Raw genomic sequence first — 19,539 nt, 5'->3', positions numbered from 1 at the left:
TCGTCATTCTCAGAGGAAACCCATGAGTGCAATCGTAGATATCATCGGCCGCGAGATTCTGGATTCGCGCGGCAACCCCACCGTCGAATGCGACGTGCTGCTCGAATCGGGCACGATGGGCCGCGCGGCGGTGCCGTCGGGCGCGTCCACCGGCTCGCGTGAAGCGATCGAGCTGCGCGACGGCGAAGCCGGCCGCTACAACGGCAAGGGCGTGCTGAAGGCGGTCGAGCACATCAACACCGAAATCTCCGAAGCCATCATGGGCCTCGACGCGTCGGAACAGGCGTTCCTCGACAAGACGCTGCTCGAGCTGGACGGCACCGACAACAAGTCGCGCCTCGGCGCGAACGCGATGCTGGCCGTGTCGATGGCCGTCGCGAAGGCCGCCGCCGAAGAGGCCGGCCTGCCGCTGTACCGCTACTTCGGCGGCTCGGGCGCGATGCAACTGCCGGTGCCGATGATGAACATCGTCAACGGCGGCGCGCACGCGAACAACAGCCTGGACATCCAGGAATTCATGATCGTCCCGGTCAGCCAGCCGACGTTCCGTGAAGCGCTGCGTTGCGGCGCCGAAGTGTTCCACGCGCTGAAGAAGATCCTCAGCGACCGCGGCATGAGCACGGCGGTCGGCGACGAAGGCGGTTTCGCGCCGAACTTCGGCAGCAACGACGAGTGCCTGTCGACGATCCTGCAGGCGATCGAGAAGGCCGGCTACCGCGCGGGCGAAGACGTGCTGCTCGCGCTCGACTGCGCGGCATCCGAGTTCTACCACGACGGCAAGTACCAGCTCGCGGGCGAAGGCCTGCAACTGTCGTCGGCCGAATTCACCGACTACCTCGCGACGCTCGCCGACAAGTTCCCGATCGTGTCGATCGAGGACGGCATGCACGAAAGCGACTGGGACGGCTGGAAGCTGCTGACCGACCGCCTCGGCAAGAAGGTGCAGCTCGTTGGCGACGATCTCTTCGTCACGAACACGCGCATCCTGAAGGAAGGCATCGAGAAGGGCATCGCGAACTCGATCCTGATCAAGATCAACCAGATTGGTACGCTGACCGAAACGTTTGCGGCGATCGAAATGGCGAAGCGCGCGGGCTACACGGCCGTGATCTCGCATCGCTCGGGCGAAACCGAAGATTCGACGATCGCGGACATCGCGGTCGGCCTGAATGCCGGCCAGATCAAGACGGGTTCGCTGTCGCGCAGCGACCGTATCTCGAAGTACAACCAGCTGCTGCGCATCGAGGAAGACCTCGGCGACATCGCGAGCTACCCGGGTAAATCGGCTTTCTATAACCTGCGCTAACGCGCTACTATCGGGTTCGTCATCTCGACGCCGCTCTGTGCCTGTGCGCGGAGCGGCGCTTCTTATATCTGCGTCTCTTACATGCGGCTTGTCACTGTCGTCCTGATTGCCTTGCTGGCGCTCATTCAGTACCCCCTATGGTGGGGACACGGCGGCTGGCTGCGGGTGCATGAATTGCGTCAGCAGCTTGACGACCAGCTCCGGAAGAACGCGGACGAGAAGCTGCGCAACGAGCGCACCGCCGGCGAAGTGCAGGATCTGCAGAGCGGCACCGCGGCGATCGAGGAGCGTGCGCGCTACGAGATGGGCATGGTCAAGGACGGCGAAGTATTCGTGCAGTTCGTATCGCCGAACGCGCCTGCGGGGCCGACGAACAACACGCCGGCGAATACGTCGACGCGCGGTACCGTCTCGGCGGCGCCCGTGCGGGTGGTGCCGAATCCGCAGTCGATCGCGAAGCCGTCGCGGCATCATGGCGGCGACAAGGGCAAGGCCGCGCATCACTGAGCGCGATACCTCGAACCCATTGAAAAAGCGCGGGAAATACCGCGCTTTTTTATTTCCTACCAGTCGTCAATCGATCGGGCGATGCCTGCTCACCACCACCAGCCCGGGTAGCCGTAGCCGATGCCCGAGCCCCAGCGATTGCCCCATCCGCCGCCGTAATATCCGCCGTAGACCGTCACGGGCGGCGGCGAGTAATAAGCCCACGCGCGCGCGGCCGCTTCCGCCGCCATCGCGCTGTTCTGCTCGCGCAGGACTTGCTGATCGATCTCGTCGTAGCGCTTGCGTTCGGCGCTCGACAGCACGGGCGGCTGACCACCCGACGCGCCCGGTTCGGGCAGGCGGCTCAGGATCGTGGAAGTCGGCGGCGGCATCGCGCAGCCGGCAAGCGCGAGCGTGCCGGCGGTCATGCTCGTCAGGACGATGGTGCGGATGGCGCAAAAGGGGCGGCGATTCATGTGTTTCTCCTGCGGTGCGCCGACCGTGGAAAGCGGCTCGTGCCGAAGGCCGAACCTCCGGCGCCTGAGCCGCGCATGCGGCGCTCGTGCGTCATTATGCGCCCGTGCCACGCCGGTGGCGGGCACGGGCGCTCGGCCCACGCGCGGCTCAGTGACGCTGGTCGGTCGCGGGCGCGATACCGGTTTCGACACCGGGCGCCGCGAACAGTTGCGCGACGTCGACCGGATCGAATTCATAGCGCTGGTTGCAGAACTCGCAGTGGATCTCGACGTGGCCGCGCTCGACGATCACGCTGTCGACTTCTTCACGACCGAGCATGCGCAGCATCGCACCGACCTTCTCGCGCGAACACGAGCACTGGAAGCGCGTGCTGGCCGGTTCGAAGTGCTGGACGTTTTCCTGCCAGAACAGCCGCCGGAACACCACTTCCGGTTCGACCTCGAGCAGTTCCTTCGCGGACAGCGTGCCGCCGAGCGTGCACACGCGTTCCCACGTGTCGATATCGGTTTCGGCGTTGCGCGGCACGATGCCGCCGTCGCCCGGCAGCTTCTGCAGCAGCATGCCGACCGCGCGGTCGCGGTCGGCGGCGAGCCACAGCCGCGTGTCGAGCTGTTCCGAGTGGCGCATGTACTGCTCGAGCACCTGCGACACCGATTCGAGCGGGCCGTCGACGCCGTTCAGCGGCACGATGCCCTGATACGGCTGCTGACCCGGCAGCTTGTCGGCCGGGTCGAGCGTGATCACGCAGCGGCCGTGGCCGCTCGCGTTGACGAGCGACGCGAAGCGCGTGTCGTCGCCGATCGTCTGCGCGGCGTCACCCGAGAACTTCGCGGTCGCACGCATCGACAGATCGGACCCGCACTGGACGACCAGCATCTGGACCGGCCCGTCGCCGAAGATCTGCATGATCAGGGTGCCGTGAAATTTCAGGTTCGCGGACAGCAGCGCGCACGCGGCCATCATCTCGCCGAGCACCGTGCGCACGGGAGCAGGGTAGTCGCGGCGGGCGAGCACCTCCTGCCACGTGTTGCGCAGCGAAACGATCTCGCCGCGCACGGGCGCCGCATTGAACATGAATTTCTGTAACTGGTCGCTCACTCTTCTTCCTTGAAATCCGTGCGAATCACCCGATCCGCACGAGTTGCTCCTTGAAATGCGCGCGCCGCTCGACATACGTCTTCGCGTTTGCGCGCAGCCGCGCGATGTCTTCTGCCGACAGCTCGCGCACGACTTTCGCCGGTGCGCCGAGGATCAGCGAGTTGTCCGGGAACGTCTTGCCTTCCGTCACGACCGCGCCGGCACCAACCAGACAGTTGCGGCCGATGACCGCGCCATTCAAGACCACCGCCTGAATCCCGATCAGCGAACCTTCGCCGATCGTGCAGCCGTGGAGCATCGCCTGGTGCCCGATCGTCACGTTCTCGGCAATCGTCAGCGGAAAGCCCGGGTCGGTATGCAAAACGGCGCCTTCCTGGACGTTGCTGCCGGCGCCGACCGCAATCGTCTCGTTGTCGCCGCGAATCGTCGCGCCGAACCATACGCTCGCGTTTTCCTCGAGCACGACCTTGCCGATGATGGCCGCCGTATCGGCGACGAATACGCTTTCGTGGATCGTCGGGGTCGTATCGCCCAGCTTGTAGATCGTCACGGAGTCTCCTTGGTGATCTTCGATGACCGGCGCCGGTAGAATGGCGCGTCCGGTTTGCCCGGCGCCTGGCGCCGCGGAACAAACGCATATTGTAAACCGTCGCGTGCCTGTGCTCCCACGCCGCGTACGCAAGGTGTCCCTGTTTATGAGCATCGCGTCTTCTTCTTTCGGCACGGCGCCCGCCTGTGTGCGCAGCGTGGCGCTGGATGCGCTGCGAGCTGCCGAGCCGGCGGCGAAAGCCGCGCAGGTACGCGCGCTGCACGATGCGCTGCGGGCCGGGCAGGCCGCGATCGTGCCGTTGCTTCAACTGCGCGAACCGGCCGATCTGCCCGGGCGTCCGGCGCGGCCGCCGCTCGTCGAGCCGCGCGAGTTGCAGCGGCGCAGCATGCGATCGCCCGAAGGGCGCGCCGTGCTGCTGCACGCGCTCACCCATATCGAATTCAATGCGATCAACCTGGCGCTCGACGCGGTCTGGCGCTTCGCGGGCATGCCCGACGGGTTCTACGCGGACTGGCTGAAGGTCGCGGCCGAGGAGGCCTATCACTTCACGCTGCTGTCCGATCGTCTCGCGGCATTCGGGCATGCATACGGCGATTTTCCCGCGCACAACGGGCTGTGGGAGATGTGCGAGCGGACCAAGGGCGACGTGCTGGCGCGCATGGCGCTCGTGCCGCGCACGCTCGAGGCCCGCGGGCTCGACGCGTCGCCGCCGATCCGCGCGCGGCTCGTGCAGGCGGGCGACGATGCGTCGGCCGCGATCCTCGACGTGATCCTGCGCGACGAAATCGGCCATGTCGCGATCGGCAACCGCTGGTTCCGCCATCTGTGCGACGCAGCCGGCCGTGACCCCGTGCCGACCTATCGGCAGCTCGCCGAGCAGTACCACGCGCCGCGGCTGCGTGGTCCGTTCAATTTCGATGCGCGGCGCGATGCCGGCTTCGAGCAGGCCGAACTCGACGAACTGGCCGCGCAGGACGCGGCGGACGGGCGCACCGCGCATTAGCCGGATCGCGTTCGGCCGCGTCCGGGTGGTCGTGGGCCGGCTCGCGCGTCTCGCCGATGGTGTCTGCCGCCCGGCCCTCGAACGGCCTCGCCGCTAGAGCGGCACCTCGATTGCCGGCCGCCGGAACCGGAGCGTCGCCGCTATAATCGAACGACCATTCTTTTTTTGGCGGCTGCGATGAGTGCCTCGAGTTCTGTTTCCGATTTCGTCACGGTGCGCGGCGTCCGGCTGCATGTGCGGCGCTGGGGCCGGCCCGACGCACCGACGCTGTTCATGCTGCACGGCTGGATGGACGTCGCGGCGTCGTTCCAGTTCGTCGTCGATGCGCTCGCCGGCGACTGGCAGGTGATCGCGCCGGACGCGCGCGGCTTCGGGCTGTCCGACTGGCCGGTCGCGCGACAGGGCGGCGGTCACTACTGGTTCCACGAATACCTGGGCGACCTCGATGCGCTCGTCGACCGCTACGCACCGACCGGCGAGATCAACCTGGTCGGACACAGCATGGGCGCGAACGTCGTGTGCCTGTATGCCGGCGCGCGGCCGGAACGCGTGCGGCGCGTCGTCGACCTCGAAGGTTTCGGGCTCGCGCCGGCGCGAGCCGACCAGGCGCCGCGCCGGCTGCGCGGCTGGCTCGACGAACTGCGCGAGCCGCCCGCGCTGCGGCCGTACGCATCGCTCGACGACGTGGCGGCGCGCCTGATCAAGACCAATCCGCGGCTCGACCCGCGCCGCGCCGCGTTTCTGGCCGCCCACTGGTCGAAACGCGGCGACGACGGCCTCTACCATCTGCTGGCGGACCCGGCGCACAAGATGCCGGGCCCGCTGCTGTACCGGCTCGACGAAGTCATGGCGATCTGGAAGCAGGTGCGTGCGAAGGTGCTGCACGTCGAGGCCGTCAATTCGCCGACGCTTGCGCACCTTGCCGGCGACATCCCGCTGCCCGAATTCAAGGCGCGCTTCAATGCATTCCCCGACTGGCGCGAGAAGCTCGTCGAGGATGCCGGCCACATGGTGCATCACGACCAGCCCGAGCAGATCGCGGCGCTGATCGAGGCGTTCTGCGCGTAGGCCCGTGGCGCCGGCGGCAGGGCACGCGGGCGGCGCAATTGCGGCGTTGCAGTAGAATGAGGCCTTACCTGCGATGCTGATAATGAACGCCGATCTCCACTGCCATTCCAATGTTTCCGACGGGTTGCTGTCGCCTGCCGACGTCGCGCGCCGCGCGCATGCGGGCGGCGTGACCCTGTGGGCGCTGACCGACCACGACGAGATCGGCGGCCAGGCGGCGGCGCGCAGCGAGGCGGAAGCGCTCGGCATGCGCTACCTGAGCGGCGTCGAGATTTCGGTCACGTGGGCGTCGCGCACCGTGCACATCGTCGGGCTGAACATCGATCCCGCCCATCCGGCGCTGGTCGACGGCCTGTACCGCACGCGCCACGGCCGCGCGGCGCGCGCGCTGGCGATCGCGGAGCAGCTCGCGACGCTCGGCATTCCCGGCGCCTACGAAGGCGCGCTGAAATACGTGTCCAATCCCGACCTGATCTCGCGCACGCACTTCGCCCGCTTTCTCGTCGAGAACGGCCATGCCGAGTCGACGTCCGACGTGTTCGACCGCCTGCTCGGCGACGGCAAGCCCGGCTTCGTCGCGCATCGCTGGGCGTCGCTGTCCGACGCGGTCGGCTGGATCCGCGCGGCAGGCGGCGAAGCGGTGGTCGCGCATCCGGGCCGCTATCGCTATACGCCGGTCGAATTCGACGCGTTCTTCGGCGAGTTCATCGATCTCGGCGGCCGCGCGATCGAGGTCATTACGGGCAGCCACACGCCCGACCAGTACCGCGAATACGCGGACGTCGCGCGCCGCTTCGGCTTCGAAGTATCGCGCGGCTCGGATTTCCATGCGCCGGGCGAGGGCCGCATCGAGCTCGGCAGCCTGCCGCCGCTGCCGCCCGACCTGACGCCGGTCTGGGAGCGCTGGCTCTGACGCCGGGCGGCTTCGGGCCGCCCGTGTCGCCGCCGCTGCGCGCATCCGACTTCTCCCTCTTTACGTGTCCCCATGTCCCAGTTCTTCAGGATTCATCCGGATAATCCGCAGCCGCGCCTGATCAAGCAGGCGGTGGAGATCGTCAGCAAGGGCGGCGTGATCGCGATGCCGACCGATTCGAGCTATGCGCTCGCGTGCCATCTCGACGACAAGGACGCGGTCGAACGCGTGCGCCGGATTCGCGGCCTCGACGAAAAGCAGCATCTGTCGCTGCTCGTGCGCGACCTGTCGGAGCTCGCCAATTTCGCGATGGTCGACAACCGCCAGTACCGGCAGATCAAGTCGGTGACGCCGGGCCCGTACGTGTTCATCCTGCAGGCGACGAAGGAAGTGCCGCGCCGGCTGTCGCACCCGTCGCGCAAGACGATCGGGCTGCGCGTGCCCGATCACGCGATCACGCTCGCGCTGCTGGAGTCGCTCGGCCAGCCGCTGCTCGGCACGACGCTGATCCTGCCGCCGGACGACGAACCGCTGAACGATCCCGAGGAAATCCGCACGCGGCTCGAGAAACAGGTCGACCTCGTGATCGACGGCGGCGCGTGCCCGCGCGAGCCGTCGACGGTGATCGACCTGACCGGCGATGCGCCCGAACTCATCCGCGCGGGGCGCGGCTCCCTCGAACCCTTCGGGCTCTCGGCCGCATGACGCGCCGTGCCATTTTTGCGCGAGTGCGCTTGTTACAATAACGCGATATGGATGCTTCCCTGATACAGACCATCGCCGTCTACGCGCTACCCGTGATCTTCGCGATCACGCTGCACGAGGCCGCGCATGGCTATGCCGCGCGTCTGCTCGGCGACAATACCGCCTATGCGATGGGGCGCGTGTCGTTCAATCCGATGCGTCACATCGATCCGCTCGGCACGATCGCCATTCCGCTCGCTATGTACTTCCTCACCGGCGGCGCGTTCCTGTTCGGCTATGCGAAGCCGGTGCCGGTGTCGTTCGGCAACCTGCGCAATCCGCGCTGGGGCAGCCTGTGGGTCGCCCTCGCGGGCCCGGCCTGCAACTTCGTGCAGGCGCTCGTCTGGGGCGTGCTGACCCTCGTGCTGCCGGCCGTCGGCGTCGACGAGCCGTTCTTCACGCGCATGGCGTTGGCCGGCGTCAGCGCGAACCTCGTGCTCGGCGTGCTGAACCTCTTTCCGCTGCCGCCGCTCGACGGCGGCCGCATCCTGGCGGCGCTGCTGCCGACCAGGCAATCGATCGCGCTGTCGCGCATCGAGCCGTACGGTTTCATCATCGTCCTCGTGCTCGTCACGACGGGCGTGCTGACGAACTTCTGGCTGCGTCCGCTCGTCAATGTCGGCTATGCCGTGCTGAGCGCCATCCTGTCTCCCTTCGCCTCGCTTTTCTAACGACAATCATGTTCCCAGAACGTATTTTCTCCGGCATGCGACCCACCGGATCGCTGCACCTCGGTCATTACCACGGCGTGCTGAAAAACTGGGTGAAGCTGCAGTCCGAGTACCCGTGCTTCTTCTGCGTCGTCGACTGGCATGCGCTGACGACGCACTACGAGACGCCCGAGGTCATCGAGAAGAACGTATGGGACGTGCTGATCGACTGGCTCGCGTCCGGCATCGATCCGGCGCAGGCGACGCTGTTCATCCAGAGCAAGGTGCCCGAGCACGCGGAACTCGCGCTGCTGCTCGGCATGAGCACGCCGCTCGGCTGGCTCGAACGCGTCCCGACCTACAAGGAGCAGATGGAGAAGCTGAAGGACAAGGACCTGTCCACCTACGGCTTCCTCGGCTACCCGGTGCTGATGGCCGCCGACATCCTGCTGTATCGCGGCTCGCTCGTGCCGGTCGGCGAGGATCAGGTGCCGCACGTCGAGATGACGCGCGAGATCGCGCGCCGCTTCAACTACCTGTACGGCCGCGAGCCCGGTTTCGAGGAGAAGGCGCTCGAAGCCGCGAAGAAGCTCGGCGGCAAGCGCGCGAAGCTCTATCACGAGCTGCGCAACGCGTATCAGCAGGAAGGCGACGACGAGGCGCTCGAACAGGCGCGCGCGATGCTGCAGGAATCGCAAAGCCTGTCGATGAGCGACCGCGAGCGCCTGTTCGGCTATCTCGAAGGCGCGCGCAAGATCATCCTGGTCGAGCCGCAGGCGCTGCTGACCGAGGCGTCGCGGATGCCGGGCCTCGACGGGCAGAAGATGTCGAAGTCGTACGGCAACACGATCGGCCTGCGCGAAGACGCCGAGACGATCACGAAGAAGGTCCGCACGATGCCGACCGATCCCGCGCGCGTGCGCCGCACCGATCCGGGCGATCCCGACAAGTGCCCGGTGTGGCAGCTTCACCAGGTCTACACAGACGAAGCGACGCACGAGTGGGTGCAGAAGGGCTGCCGCTCGGCGGGCATCGGCTGTCTCGACTGCAAGCAGCCGGTCGTCGAGGGCATCCTGCGCGAACAGCAGCCGATGCTGGAGCGCGCGCAGAAGTACATGGACGACCCGTCGCTGCTGCGCGCGATCGTCGCGGACGGTTGCGACAAGGCGCGCAAGTACGCGACGGAAACGATGCGCGACGTGCGCGACGCGATGGGCCTGTCGTACAACTGATCCGGCGCATGAGTGAATCCGTCATCGCCGCCGCGGGCGGCCACGTCGGCCAGGCCGAGCCGTCGCGCTGGGTCGCGCAATGGGCGCGGCTCGTGCCGGCCGGCGGTGCGGTGCTCGACGTTGCCGCCGGCGGCGGCCGCCATGCACGCTGGTTCGCGTCGCGCGGCCATCCGGTCGTCGCGCTCGACCGCGATCCGGTCGCACTGGCCGCGTTGCGCGCGATTCCCGGCGTCGACGCCCGCGCGGCCGATCTCGAAGGCGCGCCATGGCCGCTGCCGGCCGACGAGCGGTTCGCGGCCGTGATCGTCACGAACTATCTGCATCGCCCGCTCTGGCCCCATCTATTCGATGCCGTGGCGCCGGGCGGTGTGCTGGTCTACGAAACCTTCGCGCAAGGAAACGAAACGGTCGGAAAGCCGTCCAACCCCGCGTTCCTGCTCGCCCCGGGCGAGTTGCTGGACGCCGTGCGCGGGCACCTGCGGGTGGTCGCATACGAGGACGGTTTCGTCGCCGCGCCGCGCGAGGCGTTCGTCCAGCGTCTTTGCGCGGTGCGCGAGGGCGCGACCCCGAAGGCGGGGGCGGGAATTCCACGTTACGAACTGCCCGGCTAATCCGCTACAATCTCAACGTTTACCGGTACACAATCAATCGCGTTTCATGGCTAACGGCACCCAAGACGGCATTCAAATCCGCGGCAGCATCCCCGCGATCGTCACCCCGATGCTCGAAGACGGCAGTCTCGACCTGCCGGCGTTTCGCAAACTGATCGACTGGCACATCGCGGAAGGCACCGATGCGCTCGTCGTCGTCGGTACGAGCGGCGAGTCGGCAACGCTCAACGTCGAAGAGCACATCCTGATGATCCGCACGGCGGTCGAGCATGCGGCGAAACGCATCCCGATCATCGCGGGCGCGGGCGGCAATTCGACCGCCGAGGCGATCGAGCTGACGAAGCACGCGAAGGCCGTCGGCGCGGACGCGACGCTGCAGGTCGTGCCGTACTACAACAAGCCGACGCAGGAAGGCATGTACCGCCACTTCCGGACGATCGCCGAAGCGGTCGACCTGCCGGTGATCCTGTACAACGTGCCGGGCCGGACGGTCGCGGACATGGCGCACGAGACGACGCTGCGCCTCGCGGAAGTCCCGGGCATCATCGGCGTGAAGGAAGCGACCGGCAACATCGATCGCGCCGCGCACCTGATCAAGGCCGCGCCGAAGCATTTCGCGATCTACAGCGGCGACGATCCGACCGCGATCGCGCTGATGCTGCTCGGCGGCCACGGCAACATCTCGGTGACCGCGAACGTCGCGCCGCGCGCGATGAGCGAGCTGTGCCGCGCGGCGCTGGCCGGCGACGTGCAGACGGCCCGCACGCTGCACATGAAGTTGCTGTCGCTGCACAAGAACCTGTTCATCGAAGCGAACCCGATCCCCGTGAAGTGGGCGCTGCAGGCGATGGGCAAGATGCAGGGCGGTATCCGGCTGCCGCTCACGGCGCTCGACGAGCGCTGCCACGATGCCGTGCGTTCGGCCCTCGTCGAGGCCGGCGTTCTCTGATGGCAAGGCGGCCGCGTCCTGCGGCCGCCGGCTCGACCCCTGATCAACCCGCACCGGCCGGCTCCGTCCGGCGCCGCTCCTGACGAGCGTTCTAGCAAGACGAAGGATTTCATGAAACGTTTCGCCTTTTCCTCTCGCGCCATCCAGTTGTCGGTGGTGGCGCTGGCGCTGGGCGCGCTCGCTGGCTGCGATACGCTGAACGATTACCTGGCCCCCGACCGGGTCAACTACAAGAACACCGGTTCGGCGCCGCCGCTCGCGGTGCCGAGCGACCTGAAGCCGGTGCCGACGACGCAGCAGTTCGTCGCGCCCCCGACCAACGCCGGGCTCGGCACGCTGCCGCCGCGGGCCACGACGAAGGCCGGCAACGCGACCGACGGCATCCCGAGCGCGCAGGATCCGCTCGGCATGCACATCGAGCGCGACGGCGACCGCCGCTGGCTCGTCGTCGACGGCCGCACGCCCGAGCAGCTGTGGCCGATCCTGAAGGAGTTCTGGCAGGAGAACGGCTTCTCGCTGAAGACCGATGCGCCGTCGACGGGCATCATGGCCACCGACTGGGCCGAGAACCGCGCGAACATTCCGGACGACTGGTTCCGCCGCACGATCGGCAAGGTCATCGATTTCGCGTATTCGTCGGGTACGCGCGACCGCTTCCGCACGCTCGTGAACCGCACGTCCGACGGCAACACCGACATCTCGATCACGCACAGTGCGATGGAAGAGATGATGGTCGGCCCGCAGGGCGGCACGTCGTCGCGCTGGGAAGAGCGGCCGCGCAACCCGGTGCTCGAAGCCGTGTTCCTGTCGAAGCTGATGCAGAAGTTCGGGCTGACCGACGCGCAGGCAAAGCAGTTGCTGACCGATGCGCGCCCCGCGACGGCGCCGGCGCAGGTCAGCGACACGAGCGGCGGCGCGGCGACACTGCAACTGGCCGAGTCGTTCGATCGCGCCTGGCTGCGTGTGGGTCTCGCGCTCGACCGGACCAACTTCACGGTCGACAATCGCGACCGCGAGAAGGGCGTGTACACCGTGCGCTATGCGAATTCGATGGAAGAGCTCAAGCGTGACGGCCTGTTCGGCAAGCTGTTCTACGGCGGCCCGTCGGCGGCGAAGCCGGGCAAGGAGTTCCTCGTCAACGTGCGCGCGCAAGGCACCGGCGGCACGCAGGTCGCGGTGATCGGCGCGAATGGCCAGATCGACAACTCGTCGGACGCGCAGCGGATCATCTCGCTGCTGCACGCGCAACTGAACTGAACGCGTGCGATTCGCCAGCCTCGGAAGCGGCAGCGAAGGCAACGCGCTGGTCGTCGAGGCCTCGAGCGGCACGACGACTACCCGCGTGCTGCTCGACTGCGGCTTTTCCGCCAAGGAGGTCGAGCGCCGGCTCGGCCGACTGAATCTCTGCATCGCCGATCTCGATGCGATCCTCATTACCCACGAACACAGCGACCACGTCGGCAGTGCGCTGACGCTCGCGCGCCGCGCGTCGCTGCCGCTCTACATGAGCTGGGGCACCGCGCGCGCGGTCGGCGCGGACGAGGCCGATGTCGATCTGCACGTGCTGTGGGGCGACGAGACGGCCGCGATACGCGATCTGGCCGTGATGCCCTATACGGTTCCCCACGATGCGCGGGAACCGCTCCAGTTCGTGTTCATGGACGGAAGCCGCCGGCTCGGCGTGCTGACGGACGTCGGGATGGCCACGCCGCACATCACGGCCGTCCTGAGCGGCTGTGACGCGCTGGTGCTCGAATCCAACCACGATACCGCGATGCTGGCCGCCAGCCGCTATCCGCAGTCGCTGAAGGCGCGGATCGGCGGCAACCACGGCCACCTGAGCAACGACGCGGCGGCCGACATCCTCGCGTCGCTCGAGCGCAGCCGTCTCCAGCACCTGGTCGCGGCCCATCTGAGCCAGCAGAACAATCTGCCGGAACTGGCTCGCCAGGCGTTTGGCGGCGTGCTCGGGACGGACGGGGAAGACGTGATCGTGGCCTCGCAGGACACGGGCTTCGACTGGCTGACGCTCGGATGAGCAGGGCGGGGCCGCCGCGGCGGCCCGAAGCGACTGCCGGGCGCTCGATTCGAAAGCGGCAGACGTAAAAAAACCGGCCCTCGGGCCGGTTTTTTTCAGCTGACGCTGAAGGCTTACTGGCTTGCGCCCGAAGCCGGAGCAGCCGTCGCTGCCGAAGCAGCCGACGCCACTGCAGCAGCAGCGTCGCTCGCAGCAGCCGTTGCCGACGAAGCAGCAGCCGAAGCGTCGCTCGCAGCACCAGCAACTGCCGAAGCAGCCGACGAAGCAGCAGCAGCCGCGTCGCTTGCAGCCGACGAAGCAGCTTGATCAGCGCTCTTGTTGCAAGCAGCCAGTGCAACAGCAGCCAACAGGGAAGCTACGAGGAGGGATTTCTTCATGATCACGTCCTTTTATGGTTAAAGGTAAGCAACAGCGCGAAACAATACCGGTAATGTGCTCCAACACCGACCTGGGCCGCTGGTGGAGATGCACTTCTTAGAGCGTGAATCTTCCCTACGGCTTGGGCGGAAATTATATGCACTTTCCTATCGACCGTCGACAAATGCGGGGTCAATACGTTGTCTTTCCCATACAGAATTTGATCTGTACGGGCATACGGGGCGACTCACACTAATTCCGGCTTCCGACCCGTATCCAGCCCGCACGATACCACTCGTGCAACAAGGCTGTCATCGAGGGAACCCGGGATAGTGTTACAAACCGTTTCGCCTCCATCTGGCGTTGATTGGCCAGTTCGGGCAGCCATTCATCGGCTTGCTCGAGTGGTCCTTCCTCGCCATTAATGAAGTACGAGCGCGCGTTATACATCAATGCGGCCCTTCTGTCGAGACGCACGCCGCGGCGAGACGCCTGCGTGACGAACGCCGCCTCGGACAGCGGGCGCTCGGGCGGGTCGAAAACGACGTTCGATTTGGGCTCGCTCAGATAGCAGCCGAGGAATTCGGCGACGTCGCGCTTGCGCCAGCGGATCGCGTCGACGATCTCGGCGACACGTTCGACCATGGCCGGCGGCAGTTGCGCGGGCGCATCGACGGCCGGCTGCTTCGGATCGCGGTAGAGATCGTCGCCGCCAGCGTCGCGCAGGCCGCCGCGCTCCGCGAGGTAGTACAGGAACTGGGCGCCCAGCTCGCCCGCGGACGGGGCCCGGAAGCCGATCGAGCAGGTCATGCACTCGCCCTCGGCGACGCCGTCATGCGCGATGTGCGGCGGCAAATACAGCATGTCGCCGGGCTCCAGCACCCATTCGTCGCTCGGCTCGAAGTTTTCGAGAATCTTCAGCGGCACGTCCGGCTGCAGCGACAGATCCTTCTGCGCGCCGACCCGCCAGCGGCGCCGGCCCTCGACCTGCAGCAGGAATACGTCATACGAATCGAAATGCGGGCCGACGCCGCCGCCGTCCGTCGCATACGAGATCATCAGGTCGTCCAGCCGCGCGTCGGGGATGAAGCGGAAGCGGTCGAGCAGCGCGCGCGCCGCGTCGACGTGCAGATCGAGCCCCTGCACGAGCAGGGTCCAGGATTTGCGCGTGACCGCAGGCAGCGAATCGGGCTCGAACGGGCCATGCACCAGTTGCCACTTGTTACGAAAATGGGTGATCAATCGCGATTCCGCGTCATAGTCGGCGGCGAGCTCGAACAATGCATCGCGCGTGACCGGCGACGCGACGCCGGGAATCGCCTGGCGGATCAGCAGCGGCTTCTTTTGCCAGTAGCCGCGCATGAATTGCGCCGGCGTAAGGCCGCCGAGCAGCGGCGTGGGAAGATCGGGGGGCGGCGCGCCGAGCGGGGCGGCAGCGGCTTGCCGCGGTTCGGCTTGAGACCGGTTGCGCATCGTATAATGAGACTTGTATTTGGGAGAATTGGATGAAAATCGCAAAAAACACCGTCGTGTCGGTCACTTACAAGCTGTCGGACACACAGGGCAACCTGATCGAGGAAAGCGACGAGCCGATGGTCTATCTGCACGGCGGCTATGATGGCACGTTCCCCAAGATCGAGGAACAGCTCGACGGCCACGAGGCTGGCTACCAGGCGCAGATCCAGCTCGAGCCGCAGGACGCGTTCGGCGACTACGATCCCGAACTTGTGAAGATCGAGCCGCGCGACCGTTTTCCCGAGCCGCTCGAAGTGGGCATGCAGTTCGAAGGCACGCCGGAAGACGGTGACGAGGAAGTCGACTCGCTGATCTATACGGTCACCGATATCGCCGAAGACAAGGTCGTGCTCGACGGCAATCACCCGCTGGCGGGCATGGCGCTGCGTTTCGCGCTGACCGTGAAGGACGTGCGCGAAGCCACCGAAGACGAAATCGAGCACGAGCACGCGCATGGCGCGGAAGGGCTCGAGATCGTCGACGAGGACGACGACGAAGACGGCGAGGCGCCGTCAGGGCGCACCCTGCACTGAGCTTGCCGGCAGGCCCGGCACCGGCCCCGATGCAGGGGGCGGCGCAGGCCACGACGCGCCGCCCGGTGCGGCGCCGTCGCCCTGCAACGGCGGCGCGACCGACGACGCATCGGGCAGCGCCGGTAGCGCGGGGATTTCCGGCATCTGCGGCAGCGGCACGTCGTCGCGCGGCACGAGCGGCAGCGTGGGCGGCACCGGCAGGTTCTTCGGTACTTCCTGCAGGCTCACGTTGAAGATCGTCTGTCGTGCCGACGATACGCTCACCTTCACCCACTGATTCGCCGGATGGCGCGGTCCGATCGTGACGCGCGTCACGTTTCCTACCAGCTCACCGTCGTCGCCATGCAGCGGACGGTCGATCAGAAAGCCGTTCGCCAGCGGTTCGCCGCTCGCGTGCACCACCAGTATCGGACCTCGGAACGTCGCCGCGGCCTTCACCAGCGTTCGTTTCAGCTCGCGGAAGCCGTCGCGTACGCGCGGCCGGTTGAAGCGCAGCCACGCGAAGCGCTCCGAGCGTTCATAGCGTTCGAACTGCGGATCGCCTTCGAAAATCACGACCATCGCGCGCGCTTCGCGCCGCTTCGCATATTCAGCCGCGTGGTCGATCCAGAAGCTGTTCGCGATCACGCGGTCCTCGAATTCGCCGTTGCGGCCGCCCGCCGTCAAATAATGGTTGTTCGGCGCCGGCACGTTGAGCGCGACGTAGACGATGTCGTCGCGCATCCAGCGGGCGTTCTCGCGATACGGCCGGAACCGTGCGACTTCGCTCTCCCGCGTAATCTGCAGCGCACGCGGGTCGGGCAGAGCAGAATCGGCGAGCAGCGTCTGCCGCAGGAAATCGAGCCGCTCGACCGGGTCGTAGCCGCCTCCCGCCGCGGTGTTGCAGGCGATCCAGTCGTCGTGGCCGGGAATGAACACGAGCGGCACGCGCGCCGAATCCAGGATCGCGCCGCGCTGCGAATACAGCGTGTCGCGGCATGCTTCCTTCGAGCCTTTGAGATCGCCCGCATAGACGACGAACGCGAGGTTGCGCTCCCGTGCGATCGCATCGAGCAGCCGCTGCGCGGCTGGTTCGTCCGCCGGGGCGTTGATGACGCCCGACACGACCGCGAACGAGTAGGGCGCGGCGCTGCGCTTGGGCGGCGCGGCCAGCGCACCGGCCTGCGCGAACGCAACAACCGCCGCGACGAGCGCGGCGGCGGCGCGGGCCGGCAGGCCCCGCGCAATGCGCTTACGCGTGCCCGTCGGCATCGTGCGACCGGACCAGCGTGCGCAGTTCGTACAGCAGGTCGAGCGCCTCGCGCGGCTTGAGATCATCGGGATCGATGTCGCGCAGTTTTTCGAGCGCCGGGTGCGGCGTGTCGGGCAGCGCCGGCGCATCCGCGCATTCGAGATCGTCGACGGCCGCCGGCGGCGCGCTGAAGAGATCGAGTTGCGGCGTGTGCTGGGAGGCCGACTGCTGTTCGAGATACGCGAGGTGCTTGCGTGCGGCGCGGATCACCGGCGCCGGGACGCCCGCGAGCTGCGCGACCTGAAGACCGTAGCTCTGGTTCGCCGGGCCTTCGTTGACCGCGTGCAGGAACACGATGCCGTGGCCGTGCTCGACCGCCGACAGATGGACGTTGGCCGCTTGCGGGAATTCGGCCGGCAGTTGCGTCAGCTCGAAGTAGTGCGTCGCGAACAGCGTGTAGCACGCGTTGTGCGCCAGCAGGTGGCGCGCGATGGCCCAGGCGAGCGCGAGGCCGTCGAAGGTCGACGTACCGCGGCCGATCTCGTCCATCAGCACCAGGCTTTGCGGCGTCGCGTCGTTGAGAATCGCCGCGGCCTCGGTCATCTCGACCATGAAGGTCGAGCGGCCGCCCGCGAGATCGTCGGCCGCGCCGATGCGCGTGAATATCCGGTCGATCGGGCCGAAGCACGCCGACTTCGCCGGCACGTAGCTGCCGACGTACGCCATCAGCGCGATCAGTGCGGTCTGCCGCATGAACGTCGACTTACCGCCCATGTTCGGCCCGGTGATCAACAACAGCTTGCGCTCGGGGCCGAACCGGCAGTCGTTCGCGATGAACTGCTCGACCTGCGCTTCGACGACCGGATGGCGCCCCTGTTCGATTTCGATGCCGATCTCGTCGGTGAAGGTGGGCGCGACCCAGTCGAGCGCGCGTGCGCGTTCGGCGAAGGCGGCGAGCAGGTCGAGCTCGGCGAGGGCTGAGGCGACGCGCTGGCATTCGGGGATGAACGGCAGCAGCGCCTGCAGCACCGAGTCGTACAGCGCGCGCTCGCGCGCCAATGCGCGTTCCTGCGCGGACAGCGCCTTGTCCTCGAAGGTCTTCAGTTCCGGCGTGATGTAGCGCTCCGCGTTCTTCAGCGTCTGGCGACGGCGGTAGTCGTCGGGCACCTTGTCGGTCTGGCCGCGCGTGACCTCGATGTAGAAGCCGTGCACCTTGTTGTATTCGACGCGCAGGTTCGCGATGCCGGTGCGCGCGCGCTCGCGCGCTTCGAGGTCGATCAGGAACTGCCCGCAGTTCTCCGAAATGTCGCGCAGCTCGTCGAGCTCGGCATCGTAGCCGCGCGCGATCACGCCGCCGTCGCGCACCATCGCGGCCGGCTCGGTGGCGATCGCGCTCGTCAGCAGGTCGAGGCATTCGGCGGGCGGCGCGAGCGCCGCGTCGACGCGCGCGAGCGCATCCGCGTTCGCGACGATCGCGCCGATGCGCTCGCGCAGCGCCGGCAGCGCGGCGAACGTGTCGCGCAGGCTCGACAGGTCGCGCGGGCGCGCGGACAGCAGCGCGAGCCGCCCGGTGATCCGTTCGACGTCGGCGATCTGGCGCAGTGCGCTGCGCAGCGCATCGAGGCTCGCGCTGGCCGGTGCATCGAGCAGCGCGCCGATTGCCTGCTGGCGCGACTGCGCGGCGACCGATGCGCGCGGCGGATGATGCAGCCAGTGACGCAGCAGGCGGCTGCCCATCGTCGTGCAGCAGGTGTCCAGCAGCGAATACAGCGTGGGCGACTCGGTGCCGCGCAGCGTCTCGGTCAGTTCGAGATTGCGGCGCGTGGCCGGATCGAGCCCGATGTATTCGGTTTCGTTCTCGACCTTCAGGCTGCGCACGTGCCGCAGTTGCTGGCCTTGCGTGGCCGCGGCATAAAGCAGCAGCGCGCCGGCCGCGCCGCACGCACTCGTCAGCGAATGCGCGCCGAAACCGTCGAGGCTCGCGACGTCGAGCTGGTCGCACAGACGCTGCGTGCCCGATGCGATGTCGAAGTGCCAGGCCGGCACGCGCTTGGTTGCGCCCGCGCCGGCGGGAATGGCGTCGGTTGCCCCGTCAGGCGTCAGGATTTCGGCCGGCCGGATGCGTTCGAGCGCGGCGGCGAGCTGCTCGGGCTCGATTTCGGCGAGCCGCAGCGCACCGCTCGCGAGGTTCAGCCACGCGAGGCCGATGTTGACCGCGACGCCGCGCTTGTTGTGGCCGGTGCACATCGCGAGCAGGTAGACGTCGTTCTTGTCGGACAGCAGCGCGGCATCGGTCAGCGTGCCGGGCGTGACGACGCGCACGACCTTGCGCTCCACCGGGCCCTTCGACGTGGCCGGATCGCCGATCTGCTCGCAGATCGCGACCGATTCGCCCATCTTCACGAGCTTCGCCAGATATTGCTCGACCGCGTGATGCGGGACGCCGGCCATCTTGATCGGCGTGCCGGCCGACGCGCCGCGCTGCGTGAGGGTCAGGTCGAGCAGGCGTGCCGCTCTTTCCGCATCCTCGAAGAACAGCTCGTAGAAGTCGCCCATCCGGTAGAAGACGAGCGTGTCCGGATGATCGGCCTTGATGCGCAGGTACTGCTGCATCATTGGAGTGTGGCCTGCGAAGGCTTCGGGCGACAGCGTGGTCATAGGTCAGGCATGAAGTTGTTGCTTGGGTTGCCCGAGTTTACCAGTGGCATCGACGTGAACGCGCGAAGTTGGCCGTTTGGTCGACTGCCGGCGCTGTCTTGCAGCGGCAGCCGAGTTCGC

19 protein-coding genes and 1 pseudogene are annotated in these 19,539 nt (G+C 67.2%); 13 read left to right on the top strand and 7 right to left on the bottom strand.

Translation table 11 applies throughout. The features are described from left to right. Positions 1-22 precede the first annotated feature (22 nt). Both eno and ftsB read left to right on the top strand, forming a co-directional pair. A complete protein-coding gene (gene eno, locus LGM42_RS08550; protein WP_006478406.1) occupies positions 23-1,306 on the top strand; it encodes a phosphopyruvate hydratase in 1,284 nt (427 codons plus the stop codon). A gap of 81 nt (positions 1,307-1,387) precedes the next feature. After that, positions 1,388-1,813, top strand: a complete 426-nt coding sequence (gene ftsB / locus LGM42_RS08545) for a cell division protein FtsB (protein ID WP_059583348.1) — start codon at positions 1,388-1,390, stop codon at positions 1,811-1,813. A gap of 89 nt (positions 1,814-1,902) precedes the next feature. Here the strand turns inward: ftsB and LGM42_RS08540 are convergent, their stop codons facing one another. The 3 genes from LGM42_RS08540 to LGM42_RS08530 form a co-directional block, all read right to left on the bottom strand. After that, the gene (locus tag LGM42_RS08540; protein ID WP_226231986.1) at positions 1,903-2,268 is read right to left on the bottom strand and encodes a hypothetical protein; all 366 of its coding nucleotides are present in this window, start codon (positions 2,266-2,268) and stop codon (positions 1,903-1,905) included. A 148-nt stretch (positions 2,269-2,416) separates the two neighbouring features. Further along, positions 2,417-3,367, bottom strand: coding sequence for an Hsp33 family molecular chaperone HslO (gene hslO / locus LGM42_RS08535; protein ID WP_226225024.1), 951 nt, complete (start codon positions 3,365-3,367; stop codon positions 2,417-2,419). A gap of 25 nt (positions 3,368-3,392) precedes the next feature. After that, the gene (locus LGM42_RS08530; protein WP_226231985.1) at positions 3,393-3,917 is read right to left on the bottom strand and encodes a gamma carbonic anhydrase family protein; all 525 of its coding nucleotides are present in this window, start codon (positions 3,915-3,917) and stop codon (positions 3,393-3,395) included. A 145-nt stretch (positions 3,918-4,062) separates the two neighbouring features. Here LGM42_RS08530 and LGM42_RS08525 point away from each other — a divergent pair, with 145 nt between their 5' ends. From LGM42_RS08525 to LGM42_RS08480, 10 genes are all read left to right on the top strand, one after another. After that, positions 4,063-4,920, top strand: a complete 858-nt coding sequence (locus LGM42_RS08525) for a ferritin-like domain-containing protein (protein ID WP_226231984.1) — start codon at positions 4,063-4,065, stop codon at positions 4,918-4,920. A gap of 177 nt (positions 4,921-5,097) precedes the next feature. Continuing rightward, positions 5,098-5,988 (top strand): alpha/beta fold hydrolase, encoded by an 891-nt coding sequence (locus tag LGM42_RS08520; RefSeq protein WP_059583355.1) that lies wholly within the window; start codon positions 5,098-5,100, stop codon positions 5,986-5,988. A gap of 82 nt (positions 5,989-6,070) precedes the next feature. After that, on the top strand, positions 6,071-6,901 hold the full coding sequence (locus LGM42_RS08515) for a 3',5'-nucleoside bisphosphate phosphatase (protein ID WP_060310162.1): 831 nt from the start codon (positions 6,071-6,073) through the stop codon (positions 6,899-6,901). 72 nt (positions 6,902-6,973) lie between these two features. Beyond that, a complete protein-coding gene (locus LGM42_RS08510) occupies positions 6,974-7,606 on the top strand; it encodes an L-threonylcarbamoyladenylate synthase (protein ID WP_059583357.1) in 633 nt (210 codons plus the stop codon). Positions 7,607-7,653: 47 nt separating this feature from the next. After that, positions 7,654-8,316, top strand: a complete 663-nt coding sequence (locus LGM42_RS08505) for a site-2 protease family protein (protein WP_059583358.1) — start codon at positions 7,654-7,656, stop codon at positions 8,314-8,316. A gap of 8 nt (positions 8,317-8,324) precedes the next feature. Continuing rightward, on the top strand, positions 8,325-9,527 hold the full coding sequence (locus tag LGM42_RS08500; RefSeq protein WP_006487046.1) for a tryptophan--tRNA ligase: 1,203 nt from the start codon (positions 8,325-8,327) through the stop codon (positions 9,525-9,527). A gap of 8 nt (positions 9,528-9,535) precedes the next feature. Further along, positions 9,536-10,138, top strand: coding sequence for a class I SAM-dependent methyltransferase (locus LGM42_RS08495; RefSeq protein WP_060966320.1), 603 nt, complete (start codon positions 9,536-9,538; stop codon positions 10,136-10,138). 46 nt (positions 10,139-10,184) lie between these two features. Then, positions 10,185-11,087 carry a 4-hydroxy-tetrahydrodipicolinate synthase gene (gene dapA, locus LGM42_RS08490; protein WP_059583362.1) on the top strand — a complete coding sequence of 301 codons (903 nt, stop codon included), beginning with the start codon at positions 10,185-10,187 and terminating at the stop codon, positions 11,085-11,087. 111 nt (positions 11,088-11,198) lie between these two features. Further along, positions 11,199-12,344, top strand: coding sequence for an outer membrane protein assembly factor BamC (bamC, locus tag LGM42_RS08485; protein ID WP_059643943.1), 1,146 nt, complete (start codon positions 11,199-11,201; stop codon positions 12,342-12,344). Between the two features lie 4 nt (positions 12,345-12,348). After that, a complete protein-coding gene (locus LGM42_RS08480) occupies positions 12,349-13,125 on the top strand; it encodes an MBL fold metallo-hydrolase (RefSeq protein WP_060310121.1) in 777 nt (258 codons plus the stop codon). Between the two features lie 306 nt (positions 13,126-13,431). On the opposite strand, the pseudogene LGM42_RS33185 reads toward LGM42_RS08480, so the two are convergent. Both LGM42_RS33185 and LGM42_RS08475 read right to left on the bottom strand, forming a co-directional pair. Further along, positions 13,432-13,678: pseudogene (locus tag LGM42_RS33185) on the bottom strand (hypothetical protein). Positions 13,679-13,734: 56 nt separating this feature from the next. Then, on the bottom strand, positions 13,735-14,955 hold the full coding sequence (locus LGM42_RS08475) for a cupin domain-containing protein (protein WP_226231983.1): 1,221 nt from the start codon (positions 14,953-14,955) through the stop codon (positions 13,735-13,737). 32 nt (positions 14,956-14,987) lie between these two features. On the opposite strand from LGM42_RS08475, the gene LGM42_RS08470 reads away from it, so the two are divergent. Further along, positions 14,988-15,530 (top strand): FKBP-type peptidyl-prolyl cis-trans isomerase, encoded by a 543-nt coding sequence (locus LGM42_RS08470; protein WP_059583368.1) that lies wholly within the window; start codon positions 14,988-14,990, stop codon positions 15,528-15,530. On the opposite strand, the gene LGM42_RS08465 is transcribed toward LGM42_RS08470, so the two are convergent. After that, positions 15,510-16,781, bottom strand: a complete 1,272-nt coding sequence (locus tag LGM42_RS08465) for a hypothetical protein (protein WP_226231982.1) — start codon at positions 16,779-16,781, stop codon at positions 15,510-15,512. The two genes, LGM42_RS08470 and LGM42_RS08465, sit on opposite strands and share 21 nt — an antisense overlap. Further along, positions 16,762-19,419, bottom strand: a complete 2,658-nt coding sequence (gene mutS, locus LGM42_RS08460) for a DNA mismatch repair protein MutS (RefSeq protein ID WP_226231981.1) — start codon at positions 19,417-19,419, stop codon at positions 16,762-16,764. The genes LGM42_RS08465 and mutS overlap by 20 nt, the downstream gene beginning before the upstream one ends. Between the last annotated feature and the right edge of the window lie 120 nt (positions 19,420-19,539).

It is taken from the genome of Burkholderia sp. AU39826 (assembly GCF_020419965.1).
Lineage (GTDB): Bacteria > Pseudomonadota > Gammaproteobacteria > Burkholderiales > Burkholderiaceae > Burkholderia > Burkholderia semiarida.
Note: the sequence above shows the minus strand (reverse complement) of the source record. Positions and strands in the feature narration are given on the sequence as shown.